Raw genomic sequence first — 17,527 nt, forward strand, 5'->3', positions numbered from 1 at the left:
AATTAAGCCAGCTTATTACGCTGGCTTTTTCATTTTAGAAAACAGCAAAAACACGATACCAAAAACAATCCCCCAAAAGGCGGAAGCTATCCCCCCAAGAGACACGCCTGATACCGTCACTAAAAAGGTCACCAATGCAGCCTCCCTAGTCGACGCTTCTGACATTGCAAAATTCAAGTTTGTGCCGATTGTTCCAAATAAAGCAATGCCGGCAAGCGCTGCAATCATGGCTTCTGGAAATACCGAAAAAAGCCCAACGACGGATGCCCCGGCAAAGCCCGCTAATAAATAAAAGATCCCTGCAGATAGACCCGCTATGTAGCGTTTTTCTGGATCTTTATTACATTCTTCTCCACCACAAATTGCTGCGGTAATGGCCGCCAGATTGAAAGCGAAGCCACCTAGAGGAGCTAATACCACACCAACAATACCGGTCCAAGAGATTAAAGGAGAAACAGGCGTATCATAACCCGCACTACGCAAAGCCACTACGCCAGGAATGTTTTGTGACGACATAGTGACTATAAATAAAGGTACCCCGACACCAATTAGAGACGCAATATTCCATTCGGGCCAAACCCAAGTAAACTCACCAATATTCACTGGAATTTGAGCTAGCATGCTGGAGCCTGAGCTTAGATACACCCACACAGCCCCAGTCGCTAGTACAAACAATACTGCATACCTAGGTACAAGCCACTTACCAATTAAATAAGCAATAAGCATTGCTCCGACAAGATACATACTACCGGTCATTGAAGTAAATACTGCTAAGCCAAACTTAAAAAGAACACCTGCTAACATGGCGCATGCTAAGGGCAAAGGAACTAAACGCATCAAACGATCAAACAAACCAGTTATGCCAACCAGCACGGCTAATCCGCTAGCAAAAATAAACACACCAATTGATTGTGCATAGCTGATGTCAGTAAGACTGGTTGCGAGTAAAGCCGCCCCTGGAGTAGACCAAGCCGTGATAATGGGCGCTCTATAGTAAAGAGACAAAAAGAAACAGGTTAGCCCCATGCCAACACCTAGTGCCATAATCCATGAAATTATTACCTGCTCATTTGCTCCAGCCGCTTGCGCGGCTTGAATTACTATCACGACCGAACTGGCAAAGCCAATTAAAACGGCGACAAAACCGGCCACCAAGGCGCTCACACTAAAATCTTTAACTAGACGTTTCACTACTTTCCCTTATAGATATTAAAACGCCGCATAATGCGGCGTACAACTTTAGGTACATTTTAGAGATATGAATTGCAGTTCGCTGGTATCTGATTTACTCAAGGTTGCTTTTGAGCCGTTTTTACCCCATCAGGGATCTGATACCAATCTTGTTTCTCACTGATCCAAATATGAACATCAGGCTGAATGACGTCAGTATTTTCCAAGGTTGCAGGTTTAAGCTTAATTTTATCTGGCTCTGCAGGGTTAAAGTGATAGATACGATTACCACAATTAGGACAAAATTTCGCCGCGCTTACATTGCCACTGTCCGCAAGGCGTTGCCATTCTTTCATTTCTCCATGAAAAACAATGTCTTTAGCGTCAACCATTGCGGTCAAGCTAAAAGCACTGGTAGAGAGCTTTTGGCATTCTCGGCAATGGCAAGCAGCAATTAAGCTTGGCGCTGCCAACAACTCATAAGTCACTGAACCACATTGGCAAGCCCCTTTAATCGGATACTCTAGTTCACCCATAAAATACCTCATAATTCGTTATTATATGACAATATAAAAACAAAAATGATTTCGAATCAATGATTTATTTTACATAACTAAACAAAAGCACGAAGGTGATGGGATAAGCTATTTATTTCTCCGCACGACCCGCAAATTTTCTTTCTTCTATATTAACTTTAATACGATCACCCACCGATATATGTTCAGGCACTTGAACACTAGCCCCCGTGCTAAGTATCGCAGGCTTGGTTCGAGAAGTGGCAGAAGCACCTTTAATGGATGGGTCTGTTTCTATCACCTCTAATTCAACATTCGTTGGCATATCAAGGGCAACAGGCACATCACTCACTAGGATAACCTGTAAACCTTGTGTTTCTTCATTTAAGAATAAGATCTCGTCAGCAATCGACTCAGAAGAAAGGTTGTACGGAGTATAGTTTTCACTGTCCATAAACACATGCTCTTCGCCATCAATATACGAGAACATAGCGGGACGACGTATAAGGTCAGCTAAATTAATCATATCGACGTCTTTAAACGTCTCATCTAGCTTACGGCCACTAACCACATCGTACATGCGCATACGATACAAACTTCCACCAGCACGACCTTGCGGAACGGAACGTTCGATATCTTTTACGATATATGTTTTGTTGTCGTGTTCGATGGCCATGTTACGTTTAATTTCACTGGCTTTTGGCATGCTACTAATCCCTATTATTTTTTGCTTTTAACAGACTCGTTGTCAGCCTTCATAAACTGACTATTAATCACTTGATGGATCGGATACAGAATGTCTGCTCCTAATATTTTTGAGCGTTCAGGTGACCAACCAACGTTTTCATCAGGCAGGTTTTGATTATCCTTAAACGGCATTTCTAATGTAAACGACAAACACTGGTAGGTCTCTCCCACCCACTTAGTGGCCACAGATAAATTCGCTTCTCCAAACTGGTCTGGCGTGTAGCCGATTTCGGTCTGAAAGTCTGGGCTGACCGAGACAAACACGTCCTTAAATAGTGACTCCATTGCCGCCATATTGTCGTTGAACGCTGGTACACCCTGACAACCATCAACAAAGTTAACTGGGAGCGCTTCGTCGCCATGGATGTCTAGGAAAAGATCTACGCCTGTTTCCGCCATTTTATTCTGTACCGCTAACACCTCGGGACTGAACTCTGGTGTAGGATTTTTCCATTCACGGTTAAGATTCACCCCTTTTGAATTCACCCGAAGATTACCAAGCACGGCGCCATCAGGGTTCATATTAGGAACAACGTAAAAACGGCATTGACTTAACAAAGAACGAGCCACAGGATGCGATTCATCAAACAGTCTTTCCAATAAACCTTCAACGAACCACTCGGCCATGGTTTCACCTGGGTGCTGGCGAGCTATGATCCAGATATTTTTCGCCAGCCCTTGTGTTTTGCTAATCTCTAACAGAGTAATATCGCGACCTTGAGCGGTTTCACCTAGGTGGTCTGTAATGCAATCTTCGTGGCTAGCAGCCCATGAAAGCATGTCTAAATGCCTTTCATAGCTGTATGGAGCAAAATACGCATAATATATGCTGTCTTGCTCAGGTTGATGGCGAATCACTAATTTACCATCCTGATACTCGCTAGGCACTCGAAACCAGTACTCTCTGTCGTAGCTCGCCACCGCTTGGTAATTCTCCCAGCCATCTGGGTAAGCCGCATCACTGGCATTTTCAAATTGGATAACACAATGCTCTCCCATGCCACCTTGCAGACGAAAATAGAACCATTGCAGGAATTTAGAGTTTGTATCATGGGGTATCTTTACTCTAATATTGTCAGGCTCAAGAGCACTAATAACTGAGATATTACCGCCATCAAATTCACTGCTAATCTTGATTCGGCTGGTCATTTTTTCATTCCTTACCATCAAATTGTGATTTTATTATGGCAAGTTTACCTATATTCATGGCGGCTGTCGCTAACTCTTCCGACGAACCCGCCTTTCCCTTACTCTTTACTTGGTCTACCCATCAGGCTCAGATAAAAGAAGTCTTAGTCAGTCCTGATGACAGTTGGCTTGATAACCACAGTATTGAGACCAACAGTCTCGATTTAGATGAACAACAACTTTACGAGTTCGGCTACGAAGCGGGAGATATCTTAGCGGAATGGATTAATGAATTTGATACGGATGTAGTTTACGCCTTTGAGCCCGATGTGGTTGGTATCTTAGTTGAAGAGGTTTTTAACACTAAAAACATGCCTGCTAATTTTGAAGTTGCCAGTATCTATTCATGGTTCAACGAAAGAGACATAGATTTAACAATGGCGTTAGAAGATCAAGGGCTGCACACACCACTTCATTTACTGCCACCTGATGAAGCGATCGGCTTACTATTAGAGTTAGCTGCAAGTCATGATTTAATTGATATTAGCGAGATTGAAGCAGAGTAACCGACAAAGAAAGTTAAAGGCGCAAGCGCGCCTTTAACGACACCGGTTAGTAACAATGAGTCCCTCTTGCCGGACGCTGCTTTTCAATATTAAAAATCATACCGTCTAATAATTCTGCCAAGTCAGGTCGTGCTGAAGGTCCATTTGAGATCGCCACCATTTGCACCTTACCATCAGGGCGAAGACAGAATAACGCAGGTTCAGCAAACGGACCGTCCGCTTCATCAGGGCTCAGTGGCTCACTAATATATAAGCCAAGACGCTGCATGGACTCAATAGAAAGCTCACATGCCAACGGAAACTGCCAGCCAAACTCTTGCTGATCTTGCAGCGCTTTTTCTCGACTATCCGCTGATACCACCATGACATCAAAACCGGCTGCTTGCCACTCAGGCAGCATTGCTTGCAAGCCATTTAAGTATTTTTTACAGCGTCCACAGTGTTTACCGCGATACACCACCAGCAGTTGCCACTTACTGGTTTGCTTAGTAAGCGTCTGCATTTCCCCAGAATTAACATCCACTGCTGTAATTAAGGGGAACAGAGAGTCTGCGGGCATTTTATTCGTTAACATAGGCGCACTTCCTTACGAGTTATTGTCATACAATATAAGATATCTCTAAAATCGAAAAGTTCCCTTGGTAACGAATTAAATGTCCTAAGGATTAAAGCTTCGTTAACCCAATGGGTATGTTCTCTCCCACGAGCTCATTCAACTCATCTTCACTCATCTGCTCGACGCTTTGTAAGCGCTCTATCCATTGTTTAGGACACTTATCTTTTTTGAGCTTTTTCTCAACTTTTTTTCGATAAGTGAACATATGGTTGCTTTCTTCAAGGGACACCTGACACATTAAAACAGCAGCCAACCCTGCTTGCTTGCGTTTTTTCCAGTCTTCTTTTAGTGCAAAATCAAGCAGTGGTAAAACCCCTTCTTCAGGATAAACATTTTCTTGCTGTTGACTTAATAGTTTCCTAGAAGCGATACGGCCTATTGTCCACCAAGCTGTATCAGACTCTGATGATTTTTTAAGACGTTTCGCTAACCAGTCAATTAGGGTCGTTTTATCTTCCAAAGATAAGGATTCAAATGCACCAACTAAACGAATCAGGTCATCACTTGAGCGCGTTAATAGCTGTTTACTTTTTTCCCTCGAACGCAGACCCGCGGGAGAATAGAACTGACTAAACTCTTTAAAAAGGCGGTTTTGTTGTGCCAATGGCAAGCCATTGGCAATGCGTCTATATAAAGTCCAATATTGCCCCCACACAGGAGCAGTATCAAATTGCACACCAGCCTGAGTCAGGTTCACCACAGAGGAAACACGTTCTTCATCATGTTGCGCACCGTATCCTGGTCGCAAACAAAAACCTAGCCACTGCAGCCATTGCTTTTCATGCTGCGCACTTTTATTACGCCCCGACTTTAAACTTAACAACTTATCAGCCAATCTACGAATCGTCACAAGATTCCATTCATTTCTAGGCCCCAGAATAGATTCTAAATCTTGGCGCAAAGTCTTAATTAAATCCGCCGATTGTTTTTGGCCAACTTTAGAGAAGCATTTTACAAGGTGCTCTTCCGCCTCCCCCATTCGATTAGCAAGCACGCCTTCAGACTGCTCACTCTCGGACTGACTGGCGCTGTTGTGAGCAGCAAAGGACAGTGTCCATTCTTGGGAGTCCTCACCACTTTTTAACACCAGCTTCAACAAGCCAACTTCGGTTAACAAGATATGCAACCTAACTTCAAGCTCAGTATCTTGCAGCTTAGTTTCAAGCTCAGTCACCAAACTTGAGATATAAGTCAGCCTGTCATCATTATGAATATCACCTAGCTCACCGATGAGCGCATCATCAGCTTGGTAAAGAGGAAATTGAACAGTCTCCCCTAGGGTCACCTTAAAAGGTGTAGGTAAGCTTAAAGGCTGGCCTGTTGGTGTCCCTTTAGGAAGAATATTGACGTATTCGCCTTCCCCAACTTGTAAGTAAAGAGAGTGCGCTGCACCACTTTCGATTTGTGTGCTTTTGCCCGCAAGGGCATTCAAATAAAGGCATGCGCCTTTAGCAACGGCTTGGTTCGGCTCATTACCTAAGCATTCAACTATTGCATGGCTAGACCATGCATTGAGTTGTTCAAGAACCCTTTGTTTCACTATCAGGCTATTAAACATTCCTCCATTGAACAACACAGCATCTGGCATGGAGTGACCCGTTGCAGATTGGATGTCTTGTTCATGGGATCTCAAGAACTGAGCAAGGTGACGTGTAAACGCCGCATCAGTCTCATAGGGCAGGCCTAATGCATGAACCGCATACTGATGCTTTTCAACGACTGACGCTTTTTCAACAATGGGAAAGAAGCCTTGTTTAACCTGTTCTAGCAACGCCTCTCTTGTGACAGAAAATTTTTGAGATCCACCAATTAGTTGGCGCCCCCCCCCTAATACGGTGATGTTCATGGTCTGAGGTGCATCGTCTCCCAAAAGCGTTTCTTTGGTTTTTTTGGTTTGCTGAACCAATGCCGCTAAGCGAGCAGTAGAAAGACTGGATACTTGTTGAGGATCAAGCTGATAAGCTAGTGCTTGGTCAAGGTTATCGCCGCCTAAAAGCAAGTGCTGTCCGACTGCGATACGTTGCAAAGATACCGCCGGCTGTTTTTGATTAAGACCTTTTTCCTTGATCTTCCCATCAGGCTGTCTAATAGCAACAAGACTGAAATCACAGGTCCCTCCGCCAATATCCACAACCAGTAACATATTAGCGTTCGTTAAAGGAGCAAGGTCACCTTGCGAATGAATGTATTGATAGCAAGCAGCCTGTGGCTCTTCTAGCAAATAAAGATCATCAAGGCCTGCAAGTTTTGCTGCTTCAAGAGTTAACGCTCTTGCCTCGGCATCAAAAGAAGCCGGTAGAGTCAAGGCAACTTTTTGTTGTGCAAGCAGGGCATCAGGAAAAGCATGATCCCAACTATTTTTCAGGTGTTCTAGCAACAATTGACTAGCATGAACGGGACTAATCTTATAATCAATGTCACTTCCCCAAGGGAGAATAGGACTATGTCGATCAACATTACGATGACTAAGCCAACTTTTAGCACTTTGTACTAGTTGGTTAGCTCGGCGCTGGCCCAGCTCAAGAGCTCCTTGCCCAACCAGTTGGCGAGCATGGTTTTGTTCACCCCAGGGTAAGGTAAAGCTCTTCTGCTCATCTTTTGCCAGTAAATAAATGGCGCTTGGCAAATACTCAAAGCTCTTTACCGAGCCGTCTGCCATGATTTGAGGAATCGCTAGTAAACTGACGTTTTCCGCATCTTCAGCCATATAAGACACCACACAATTGGTGGTGCCAAGATCAATGCCTACATGGTATTTTTTAGCAGTCATTAAGACTCCCTCACCACAAACTCAATTGTCCAATGAAGTTCAGATTGAGTGTCATGGGCTTGCAGCAACAATAAACCTAACTCCGTCACCCGTGCTGTCAGGTACACCCTAACCATTTCACCTTGGGCATAATGACCGGCATCCAAGGAAACATTAAGGGGTGCTAACTCAGATAAGCTTTGAATCGAAAAAGACGAAACAAGATCACCAACTTGAGCAACATCAGCGTTAGTAGATTGAAAGAAGCGAAACTCAACAGGCTCCCCAACCACTAATGAAAACTCATTAGCCAGCATCACCTCATCGGCCCCTTCTTCTAGGCCAAATGGGGCAACACACAGTGCATCAATGGGTAGTGGCATACCTGGAATGGCCGGCATTGGACTGGCAACCCCAATGTAATAGTTTGCTGCCAGACCATTTTTGACCTTAACACCACCCTGCTCTTGAGTGGCCCTGAAAAAGACGGCACCTTTTGCAACCGCATAATCCAAATGCGCTGGAGTTAACAAACCTAATGCAGAATTATCGAGCATAGCCGCTAGTCTGGCTTCTATGGTTGCTCTAATTTTCGGAGAATTAAACACACCGCCATTCAGCAATACCTTAGTAGGTTTGGCATTATGTTGAGATAAAAAATCACTCACATGACGGGTAATTGCAGGGTCTGCTTCATAGTCTAGGTTTAGGGCGCTAAAACCACTTCGAGGCGCTGATTGAGCGCGTTCACCCGCAACTACAGAAGGGAAAAAGCCTTCTAGAATTAGCTGGTCAACGTCTACTCGGGACAAGTTAGCCTTAATACTATTATTGAATAAACTGCGCCCACGACTTGGCACCACAACACTGACTTCATCAATGTCATCATTCGACAGTAGACGCTCTTTAGCTTCCCGGCAAGCTTGAGTTAAGCCACTAATTTGCCATGCTTCTAACTGGGTACCGTTTTGTGCAAGTTGGCCCGCTAGGTGATAAGTCAGAGCCATATCCATATTATCGCCACCAAGCAAAATGTGGCGACCGACTGCCACACGCTCAAGATTAAGTGCTCCATCTTGCTCAACTGCCTGAATTAATGATAAATCTGTTGTGCCACCACCAACATCAATTACTAATATCTGATCATCTACCTCAAGACTTTGGGTCCAATCAGCTTGCTCCCCAAGCCAAGCATAAAATGCTGCCAGCGGCTCTTCAATCAAGCGTACCTGTAAACCTAATTGCTGAGCAGACTGTTCAGTAATCGCTCGTGCTGCCGGGTCAAATGAAGCAGGAACCGTGATCACCACGTCTTGTTGTGACATAGGCGAATCAGGAAACCTATCATTCCAGCTGTTTACTAAATGGGTAAGTAAACTTTGAGTGATCTGCGCAGGAGATACCTTGTCAACTTCTGCAAGGGCATCGATAGGCAGCACTTTTTCGTCCGCTTTGACTCGACTGTGGCATAACCAGCTCTTCGCACTTTGCACCATTCGTCCAGCCGACTTCGCCCCTTGCTGGCGAGCAAGTTGACCAATAACAGCACTGCTTTTACCCCAAGGGAGCAATAAATCACTTTCTAAGAATTCACTGGCATGAGGGTAATACACAAATGACGGCAATAACGGCAATGCTTTCACTTGACCAGGCCCCGTTAACTGGGGAATGAGTAACTGCTCCATAGTCGCACTGTCATAGCCTTTCGCTGCGTAAAAGACAGCAGAATGGGTGGTACCTAAGTCGATACCAATAAAAAACTCACTCATGGGTTACACCTCTACTTGCGCTGGTGCAATAATGTGCAAACCATCGAGGCTGGCCACTTTAGGCAGATTCGCTTCTACAACCTGCCAACCTGGGTGTATTAGTGTGCCTGCGTAAGGGCCACTACCACTAACTTGCCCTTCAAGCTGAATTTGCTTGTTATCATAATCAGCTGGCACTTCAATACGGCTATTTTCTTCACCTTGATGAACAGGCTTAATGACAAAGTTTTGCTCTAGCACCTTTTGACACCCTTTGTGGATTTGGCGCGAGGCTGCCCCCACTTCAGCGTCTGAATACTGATCAATGTTCTCTTGTAAAAAATCAACAAATCGAGCTTCATGCTGCATTAACTGTAAAAGCTGATAAGCACCATCTACGGCCACGGAATCAAGAGTCGGAGCAGGAATTTCGCGAATAACCTCCACCGTTTCAGTAACGACTTTAGGAGCCGTTTCGCTAGCAACTAGCTCACCTGCTTGTAAACGCTGGCATCTTGCCGCGTATTGGCCATCTCCCATATATTTGAAAAACTGACCGAACGCCCCCACAAAACGGGCGATAAAAGTTAAGGGTTTTACAGTTTCTGTGTTGTTATCCATTTTGCATCTCTTCAAGTTCTAACCAGCGTTCCATTGTGTCTTCTAATTGCTGTTCTTTGCCTGCCAATTGTTCAAGAGCTTGTTGAACCTTGTGCGCATCGCCCGTATAGAAATCATTCGCCGAAGTGATTTCCTGGAGCTGGGCAAGCTCTTCTTCCAATTTCGCAATAGTGTCAGGCATAGCATCAAATTCACGCTGTAATTTGTAGCTGAGTTTATTTTTGCTAACCGCCTTAACAGGTTTTTCAACTTTTTCAGTTTTATCCTGTTTAGTGGGCGTTTGCGGCTCTGTTTGTGACGTGGACTCCGTAGGAAACTTACCGCCTTGGCGAATCCAATCTTGGTAGCCCCCCACATATTCGCGAACCTGCCCTTTCCCTTCAAAGGCAATTACACTGGTCACAACATTATCTAGGAAGGCACGGTCATGGCTTACTAACAGCAAGGTGCCTTGATAATCCATGAGTAATTCTTCGAGCAATTCAAGGGTTTCAACATCTAGGTCGTTGGTAGGTTCATCCATGACCAATAAGTTAGCAGGCTTGGTAAACAATTTAGCAAGCAGCACACGGTTACGTTCCCCTCCGGATAAAGCTTTGATCGGTGTCCGCGCTCGTTCCGGTGGAAATAAGAAATCTCCTAGGTAACCAATGACATGTTTGTTCTGGCCATTGATCTCAATGATATCTTTGCCTTCACCAACATTTTCAGCAACCGTCTGTTCAGGATCTAGTTGCTCTCGTAACTGATCAAAATAGGCCACATCGAGCTTGGTCCCTATTTTAACTTGACCTTGCTTGGGTGCTAGCTGACCTAGCAAGATTTTTAAAAAGGTACTCTTACCACAGCCATTAGGACCAATTAGACCGATTCTATCCCCACGGGATACCACCAGATCCATAGGCTTAAGAATCACTTTATCATCGAAAGCATGACCTACTTGATTAAATTCGGCGACAATTTTACCCGAGCGTTCTTTGCTATCAATCGACATTTTCGCTTTTCCTTGTCGATCAATTCGTTCCGAGCGCTCGACTCGCAATGCCTTCAAGGCTCTAACACGACCTTCATTTCGTGTTCTACGGGCCTTAATGCCTTGGCGAATCCATACTTCTTCTTCTGCAAGTTTTTTATCAAACAAGGCGTTCGCACGAGCTTCTTCTTCCAGCATCTTTTCTTTAAAAGTAAGGAACGCGTTGATGTTCCCCGTGAAAGAAATGAGGTTTCCACGATCGAGCTCAATAATTCTATTGGCGAGCTGTTCTAGAAAACGACGATCGTGGGTAATAAACAGAATGAGTCCGCGGAACTGTTGTAATTGCTGTTCCATCCACTCGATAGTGGGTACATCAAGGTGGTTCGTGGGCTCGTCGAGTAATAGTACATCAGGCTGGGAAATTAAAGCTTGCGCTAGAATGACTCGTCTACGCCAACCACCAGATAGTTCTGACATGAGCTTTTCTGCTGGTAGGGCCAGTCGTTGCACCATGTGGTTGACTCTTTGTTCAAGATCCCAGCCCTGGATAGTATCTAACTTGGACTGAATCTGGCCCAATTCGTCAGAGTGATCTTGATCTAGATCTTCAAGCAGGGCGTAATAACGAGAAAGTAGTGTATGGGCTTCCCCAGCACCTTCACTCACTACTTCACGAACGGTTTTATGGTTGGCTTCTGGTAATTCTTGCGGAAGCTGGGCCATTCGCATTCCACCTTCAAGGCGCACCACACCTTCGTCTGGAACTTGTTCGCCTAAGATAACTTTTAGTAAAGTCGATTTACCTGCGCCATTTCGGCCTATGATTGCAATTCGTTCGCCCGCTTGAGCGGAAAAACTGATTTTAGATAGCAAAGGGTGATGACCAAAGGCAACACTCACTTGCTCAAGAGACAATAGACTCATTCTCTGTCCAAATACGATGTTAAATTTATGTAAACTAATAATAACATTCTTCCACTTGGATATTCAGCATTTGACTTACAAAACATCGATTTATTCAATAGATAATGATTTAAAAGGTTAAAATTTAAGCTTACTTTCCGTCACAAAAATGTGAAAATAATGTGATAAGCTCATATCGAATAACTATTAAAAAAAGAGTTGGCATTCATCTCTCTTAAACTGTCAGCTCACTACGGAGAGTTAAATGGAGTTAAAAAGTAAAGTAGGCCCAATAACAGCGGTTGTTGTTGCGGCTTCAGCGGTTTTTTGGATGGTTTCAGGAGAAAGCGGTGTTACCAGTGCGCCTCAAGAAGCCGAACAAGTAAAGGTATCCCCTAAAGCCCAGTCATCGGAACAGGCTCAAGCCTATCCTGTTCAAGCACGCACAATTACCGCCCAGACGATTGATACAAAACTGGCCCTTTCTGGTAAAACCCTCGCAAATGAAATCCTTGAATTACGTAACCGTTTGGACGGACGCATAACAGCATTAAGTGTTCAGAAAGGTGATTTTTTAAAGGAAGGTCAAACACTACTCTATATTGATACTCGCGTATTAGAAAGCCAAATAAAACAAGCTCGTCTTTTGGTTAAACAACGCCAACTCGAATTTGACGGCATTAAAAAGTTGTCTGCTAACAACTATTCATCACAAGCCAACCTGGCCACGGCAGAGGCGAATTTAGCAACTGCCCAATCTCAGCTACAATCTTTACTCGTCGACCTAGAGAATGCTGAACTACATGTACCTTTCAGTGGCATTATTAATCGCTTAGACGTTCAAAACGGTGCTTACATAGGCAATACTGATGTCGTCGCTCAACTTGTTTCCCTTGACCCATTGCGTGTTCAAGTGAACATTCCACAGAATAAGACCCATAAAATAGGCCTAGGAACTCAAGCCAACATTCGCTTTGAAAATGGCATCAGTACCACAGGTAAGGTGTCATTTGTAAGTGCAACAGCAAACGAGGCGAGCCGCACCATCAGCGTTGAAGCCCTTGTAAACAACCCTGACAACCTAATCCCCGCGGGGCTCAGTGCAAAAGTCAATTTCGTGTTAGACAATGTTAAGGCTCATGCATTCTCACCTGCGCTGTTAACCTTGGACGAGCAAGGTAACACGGCGATAAAAACCCTCAGTTTGGATAACCATGTGGAAATAACGCCTGTCGAGATTATTCGCTCTGAGCGTGACAAAGTATGGGTTATAGGATTAAACGATAGCGTTAACATCATCACTGTAGGGCAAGGTTTTGTCAGTGCAGGCGACCTAGTTGAAGCACACTATCAAGAGTAAGAGAGCACAAGCATGCAAAAAATCATAGAAGCGGCATTAGCCCGCTCTCGCACCGTATTGATGTTCTTTGCTTTAATTCTAATTGCAGGTTCAGTGTCATATATTGAAATTGCTAAAGAGAGCAATCCAGACATCACCATTCCAATGGCCTATGTTTCCATCAGCTTGGAAGGTATTTCCCCAGAAGACGCAGATAGCTTACTGGTCCACCCTCTCGAAAAAGAACTACAAGGGCTTGAAGGGCTAAAAGAACTGAAATCAACCGCTTCCGAAGGACATGCCTCTATTATTCTTGAGTTCGATTCTGGTGTTGATATTGATCAAGCCATAACCGACGCCCAAGAAAAAGTGGATCGCGCTAAAAGCGACTTACCAGACGATGCAGACGAGCCGACTGTCAACGAGATCAATCTGTCTACTTTTCCCGTACTTAGGGTCAACTTATCTGGAAATACGGACTTTGCCACCTTAAGCCGTGTAGCAAATACTCTACAAGATCAAATCGAAGCCGTAACCGGAGTGTTAGAGGCAAGCATCAGTGGTGATAGAGAACAGCAAGCACAAATCATTGTTCGCCCTGATCAGCTAGAGTCTTACAACTTAAATTTATCCGATGTGGCTGCTTTTGTAGCGAACAACAACCGTTTAGTTGCAGCAGGTAATTTAGATACCGGTGCAGGTCGCTTTTCATTAAAAGTGCCCGGTTTGCTTAAAACAAAAGAAGACATTTTGAATCTTCCCATCAAGGTAGATGGCGACGATGTTGTACTGCTAGGCGATATCGCCACTGGCGAACTGACGTTTGAAGACCCTAGCAGCTTTGCTCGAGTGGAAGGACAGCGCAGCATTACCTTAGCCGTTTCTAAGCGTGTTGGGGCAAATATAATCGACACCATTCAAGCAGTAAAAGAGGTTGTCACAGCAGAAAGCAAAAGCTGGCCAGATGGCATTCAATACAAGTTGACGGAAGACCAGTCAAAGGAAATTGAAACCTCTTTAAACGACTTGTTTAACAATGTGCTCGCCGCTACTTTGTTGGTCATGATCGTCATAGTTTGGGCTCTTGGTATTCGTAGTGCACTATTAGTCGGTATCGCCATTCCAGGCGCTTTCCTGTCTGGCATTTTGCTCTTAGACTTGCAAGGCTTCACCATCAATATGGTGGTGCTGTTTGCGCTCATATTAAGCGTCGGTATGTTGGTCGATGGTGCTATCGTGGTAACCGAGTATGCTGACCGAAAACTGGCAGAAGGCGCTTCTAAACGACAAGCCTATAGTGAAGCGGCCAAACGTATGGCATGGCCCATCATAGCGTCTACGGCCACCACCTTAGCCGTGTTTATGCCCTTACTCTTTTGGCCAGACATTGTGGGTGAGTTTATGCGCTATATGCCCATCACCATCATAGCGACATTAAGTTCGTCTTTGCTGATGGCACTCATCGTCATACCAACCATTGGCTCGATAATCGGTAAAAAAGGTGCTTACTCAGAAAAGACCATGTCATCATTGCGTCTTGCTGAAACCGGTGATTTACGACAATTAAAAGGGGCTGCTGGCTTATACAGTCGTGTACTAACGAGGCTCGTTGAAAAACCTATTTGGGTGCTTTTGTTCACCATTAGCTTATTAATTTGTGTTTTTATAAGCTATGGCAAATTTGGTAAAGGCGTCGAGTTTTTTCCAAACATTGAGCCGGAAGCAGCCAGCTTAGACATTCGCGCTCGTGGGGATCTATCCTTGCAAGAAAAAGATGCCCTAGTGCGCCAAGTTGAAGAGCAAGTTATTGGCTATCCCGGCTTAAAAAGCGTGGTCTCCACGAGTTACACGACGCCTTCAGACAATGCTGCAACCGACAGTATAGGCTCCATCAGTTTAGAATTCACTGACTGGTTTGCCCGTGAACCTGCCAGCAAAATCTTAGATCACATTCGTGATCGCACTAACCAGATTCCAGGCATTGAAGTCAGTTCAGAAATCCAACAAGGTGGCCCTCAATCTGGCGCGGACATTCAGTTGCAGTTAAGCTCTGATTTTAGTGCCGCCCTTAATCAAGCGGCAGATGAAGTTGGCGCACGCCTTGCTCAAAGAGATGAAATACTCACTGTTAGTGACACCCGCTCTTTACCCGGTATTGAATGGCGCTTAGACATTGATAGAGCTGAGGCAAGTCGCTATGGCGTAGATGTTAACATGCTAGGCAATGTAACTAAGTTGATCACCACAGGCATTGTGTTGAGCGATTTCTTACCCGAAGGCGCAGATGATAAAATAGACATAGTGCTACGCTATCCTGTCGCACAGCGTAATTTAGAACAGTTAGATCAATTACAGATCCCGACAAATCAAGGTAGCGTTCCTGCGAGTAATTTCATTCACCGTTATGCTGCGCCTAAACAAGGGGTGATTAACCGTACCGACGGGAAGAAAACCGTTACCATTAATGCCGATGTAAAAGATGGACTTGTGGTCGACGAGGTTATTAAAGCCCTACGAGTAGAGTTGGATAAAAGTGGCCTAAGTGATCAAGTTCGTTATGAGTTCCGTGGTAATACAGAAGATCAACAGAAGTCTATGATCTTCCTATTAAAAGCGTTCGGTGTTGCTTTCTTTATCATGGCCATTATTTTGGTGACTCAATTTAATAACTTCTTCCAATGCTTATTGATTCTTAGTGCTGTGGTGTTCTCCACTATGGGAGTACTTATAGGATTGATTCTAAAAGGCGAACCTTTTGGCATCGTCATGAGCGGAGTGGGTGTTATTGCGTTGGCCGGCATTGTGGTAAACAACAACATTGTACTGATCGATACCTTTAATGGCTTACGCCAACAAGGTTTAATGGTCCGTGAGGCGGCTATTCGTACGGGAGTACAAAGGTTACGTCCTGTTATGTTAACCACCATCACCACGATTTTGGGCTTAATACCCATGGTATTTCAATTAAACATTGACCTTACTCATCAAGCATTGAGTATAGGCGCGCCTTCTGCTCAATGGTGGACACAGCTCTCAACAGCGATCGTCGGTGGTCTGACTTTCGCAACCCCATTAACCTTGATCCTAACCCCTTGCCTATTGGTTCTTGGTTATCGCAGAAAAGAGCGAAAGATGCTTAAAGCACTACAAGAAGAAGCGACGAATTAACTTTCTAGAGACACAAAAAAAAACGCTTACCGAAAGCTTCGGTAAGCGTTTTTTATTTGATAAAACTAGCCTAACTGTTCTAATGCCTGACGCAAGTCGGCAATAATATCATCACTGTCTTCAAGGCCAACTGAAATGCGAATCAAACCTTCAACAATGCCTGCTTGGGCTTTTTCTTCATCAGATAATCGGCCATGAGTCGTACTGGCAGGGTGAGTCACTAGTGTTTTAGTGTCTCCTAGGTTGCCTGTAATAGACATCAGCTTAACACTGTTGATCACAGACCAAGCAGCAGATCTTCCACCTTCTACTTCAAATGACAACAAGCCACCAAAGTCTTTTTGTTGGCGCTTTGCAAGCTCGTGATATTTATGGCTAGGTAAACCACCATAGTTCACTTTCTTCACCTTAGGGTGGGCCTCTAAATACTCGGCAACCGCCATTGCATTGGCAGAATGCGCCTTCATACGCAAACCCAAGGTCTCTAAACCATTCAATAAAACCCACGCATTGAATGGGCTCATACACGGCCCAGCACTGCGCATAAAGGCAGTGAAAACGTCCACTAGCTCTTGACTGGCTACGAGGGCACCGCCTAAACAACGACCTTGACCATCAATAAATTTAGTAGCAGACTGCATAACAATGTCAGCACCCTGAGTTAAAGGGTTCTGCAATGCTGGAGTTGCCACAACGGTATCAACACACAGTAAAGCCCCTTTCTTATGAGCTAAGTGAGCGACTTTCTCTACATCAACCACTTCGTATAAAGGATTAGAAGGTGTTTCAAAGTAACAAAGGCGGGTATTATCATTAATGGCCTCTTGCCACGCCTGATAATCCGTTGCATCAACATACACCACTTCCACCCCGAATTTAGTGGTATAGGTGTTGAAGAATTTAATGGTAGAACCAAAGATGTTGCGTGAACACACCACTCGATCCCCAGCACTTAATAAGCTGTAAGCTAAAGTCATGAGTGCCGCCATACCAGAACTGGTAGCAATGGCTGCCTCACCCTGCTCTAACGCGGCAAGGCGTTTTTCGAATAAAGCGGTAGTCGGGTTGGTAAAACGAGAATACACATTACCGTCATCTTCCCCTGAAAACTTTCCCGCAGCTTCTTCAGCACTCGAATAGGCAAAACTTGAAGTCATAAAGATGGCTTCACTGTTTTCCTGCTCTTGAGTTTGGTTTACCCCAGCCCAGATGGCCTTTGTGGCATTTTTGTAATCCGTCATTGCATATACCTTGCTAAAAAAATAAACAGTAAAATAAGAA

Annotated in this window: 13 protein-coding genes; 3 read left to right on the forward strand and 10 right to left on the reverse strand. The window is 44.5% G+C overall.

The features are described 5' to 3' along the window. Positions 1 to 15: 15 nt before the first annotated feature. The 4 genes from ACYVGZ_RS00310 to ACYVGZ_RS00325 all read right to left on the reverse strand — a co-directional run bounded on the left by ACYVGZ_RS00310 (position 16) and on the right by ACYVGZ_RS00325 (position 3,581). Positions 16 to 1,191: a benzoate/H(+) symporter BenE family transporter gene (locus tag ACYVGZ_RS00310; RefSeq protein ID WP_460749560.1), complete on the reverse strand. Its 1,176-nt coding sequence runs from the start codon at positions 1,189 to 1,191 to the stop codon at positions 16 to 18. A gap of 98 nt (positions 1,192 to 1,289) precedes the next feature. Next, complete coding sequence (locus ACYVGZ_RS00315) at positions 1,290 to 1,706, reverse strand: GFA family protein (RefSeq protein WP_460749563.1); 417 nt, start codon at positions 1,704 to 1,706, stop codon at positions 1,290 to 1,292. A 112-nt stretch (positions 1,707 to 1,818) separates the two neighbouring features. Then, complete coding sequence (gene efpL / locus ACYVGZ_RS00320) at positions 1,819 to 2,391, reverse strand: elongation factor P-like protein EfpL (RefSeq protein ID WP_460749566.1); 573 nt, start codon at positions 2,389 to 2,391, stop codon at positions 1,819 to 1,821. Between the two features lie 14 nt (positions 2,392 to 2,405). Further along, a complete protein-coding gene (locus ACYVGZ_RS00325; protein WP_460749569.1) occupies positions 2,406 to 3,581 on the reverse strand; it encodes a M14 family metallopeptidase in 1,176 nt (391 codons plus the stop codon). A 35-nt stretch (positions 3,582 to 3,616) separates the two neighbouring features. Between ACYVGZ_RS00325 and ACYVGZ_RS00330 the strand changes: the two genes are divergently transcribed. Beyond that, positions 3,617 to 4,126 (forward strand): hypothetical protein, encoded by a 510-nt coding sequence (locus ACYVGZ_RS00330; protein WP_460749572.1) that lies wholly within the window; start codon positions 3,617 to 3,619, stop codon positions 4,124 to 4,126. 46 nt (positions 4,127 to 4,172) lie between these two features. Here the strand turns inward: ACYVGZ_RS00330 and ACYVGZ_RS00335 are convergent, their stop codons facing one another. The 5 genes from ACYVGZ_RS00335 to ACYVGZ_RS00355 all read right to left on the reverse strand — a co-directional run bounded on the left by ACYVGZ_RS00335 (position 4,173) and on the right by ACYVGZ_RS00355 (position 11,760). Then, complete coding sequence (locus ACYVGZ_RS00335) at positions 4,173 to 4,700, reverse strand: redoxin domain-containing protein (protein ID WP_460749575.1); 528 nt, start codon at positions 4,698 to 4,700, stop codon at positions 4,173 to 4,175. A gap of 91 nt (positions 4,701 to 4,791) precedes the next feature. Then, positions 4,792 to 7,512: an Hsp70 family protein gene (locus tag ACYVGZ_RS00340; RefSeq protein WP_460749578.1), complete on the reverse strand. Its 2,721-nt coding sequence runs from the start codon at positions 7,510 to 7,512 to the stop codon at positions 4,792 to 4,794. Further along, positions 7,512 to 9,260, reverse strand: a complete 1,749-nt coding sequence (locus ACYVGZ_RS00345; RefSeq protein WP_460749581.1) for an Hsp70 family protein — start codon at positions 9,258 to 9,260, stop codon at positions 7,512 to 7,514. Before ACYVGZ_RS00345 ends, ACYVGZ_RS00340 begins: the two co-directional genes overlap by 1 nt. A gap of 3 nt (positions 9,261 to 9,263) precedes the next feature. Continuing rightward, positions 9,264 to 9,860, reverse strand: coding sequence for a DUF2760 domain-containing protein (locus ACYVGZ_RS00350; protein WP_460749584.1), 597 nt, complete (start codon positions 9,858 to 9,860; stop codon positions 9,264 to 9,266). Then, positions 9,853 to 11,760, reverse strand: a complete 1,908-nt coding sequence (locus tag ACYVGZ_RS00355) for an ATP-binding cassette domain-containing protein (protein ID WP_460749587.1) — start codon at positions 11,758 to 11,760, stop codon at positions 9,853 to 9,855. The genes ACYVGZ_RS00350 and ACYVGZ_RS00355 overlap by 8 nt, the downstream gene beginning before the upstream one ends. 244 nt (positions 11,761 to 12,004) lie before the next feature. On the opposite strand from ACYVGZ_RS00355, the gene ACYVGZ_RS00360 reads away from it, so the two are divergent. Both ACYVGZ_RS00360 and ACYVGZ_RS00365 read left to right on the forward strand, forming a co-directional pair. Further along, on the forward strand, positions 12,005 to 13,099 hold the full coding sequence (locus ACYVGZ_RS00360) for an efflux RND transporter periplasmic adaptor subunit (protein WP_460749590.1): 1,095 nt from the start codon (positions 12,005 to 12,007) through the stop codon (positions 13,097 to 13,099). A gap of 12 nt (positions 13,100 to 13,111) precedes the next feature. Then, positions 13,112 to 16,246, forward strand: coding sequence for an efflux RND transporter permease subunit (locus ACYVGZ_RS00365; protein WP_460749593.1), 3,135 nt, complete (start codon positions 13,112 to 13,114; stop codon positions 16,244 to 16,246). 65 nt (positions 16,247 to 16,311) lie between these two features. Here ACYVGZ_RS00365 and ACYVGZ_RS00370 read toward each other — a convergent pair whose 3' ends face one another. Continuing rightward, positions 16,312 to 17,487 (reverse strand): O-succinylhomoserine sulfhydrylase, encoded by a 1,176-nt coding sequence (locus ACYVGZ_RS00370; protein WP_460749595.1) that lies wholly within the window; start codon positions 17,485 to 17,487, stop codon positions 16,312 to 16,314. Between the last annotated feature and the right edge of the window lie 40 nt (positions 17,488 to 17,527).

The sequence above is a fragment of the Marinomonas epiphytica genome (assembly GCF_054780655.1).

Bases quoted from the DNA above. Each gene is read 5' to 3' on its own strand.
- ACYVGZ_RS00365 (WP_460749593.1), top strand. From the start codon at position 13,112: ATGCAAAAAATCATAGAAGCGGCATTAGCCCGCTCTCGCACCGTATTG.
- ACYVGZ_RS00360 (WP_460749590.1), top strand. From the start codon at position 12,005: ATGGAGTTAAAAAGTAAAGTAGGCCCAATAACAGCGGTTGTTGTTGCG.
- ACYVGZ_RS00370 (WP_460749595.1), bottom strand. From the start codon at position 17,487: ATGACGGATTACAAAAATGCCACAAAGGCCATCTGGGCTGGGGTAAAC.
- ACYVGZ_RS00330 (WP_460749572.1), top strand. From the start codon at position 3,617: ATGGCAAGTTTACCTATATTCATGGCGGCTGTCGCTAACTCTTCCGAC.
- ACYVGZ_RS00315 (WP_460749563.1), bottom strand. From the start codon at position 1,706: ATGGGTGAACTAGAGTATCCGATTAAAGGGGCTTGCCAATGTGGTTCA.
- ACYVGZ_RS00350 (WP_460749584.1), bottom strand. From the start codon at position 9,860: ATGGATAACAACACAGAAACTGTAAAACCCTTAACTTTTATCGCCCGT.
- ACYVGZ_RS00345 (WP_460749581.1), bottom strand. From the start codon at position 9,260: ATGAGTGAGTTTTTTATTGGTATCGACTTAGGTACCACCCATTCTGCT.
- ACYVGZ_RS00340 (WP_460749578.1), bottom strand. From the start codon at position 7,512: ATGACTGCTAAAAAATACCATGTAGGCATTGATCTTGGCACCACCAAT.
- ACYVGZ_RS00335 (WP_460749575.1), bottom strand. From the start codon at position 4,700: ATGTTAACGAATAAAATGCCCGCAGACTCTCTGTTCCCCTTAATTACA.
- efpL (WP_460749566.1), bottom strand. From the start codon at position 2,391: ATGCCAAAAGCCAGTGAAATTAAACGTAACATGGCCATCGAACACGAC.
- ACYVGZ_RS00355 (WP_460749587.1), bottom strand. From the start codon at position 11,760: ATGAGTCTATTGTCTCTTGAGCAAGTGAGTGTTGCCTTTGGTCATCAC.
- ACYVGZ_RS00325 (WP_460749569.1), bottom strand. From the start codon at position 3,581: ATGACCAGCCGAATCAAGATTAGCAGTGAATTTGATGGCGGTAATATC.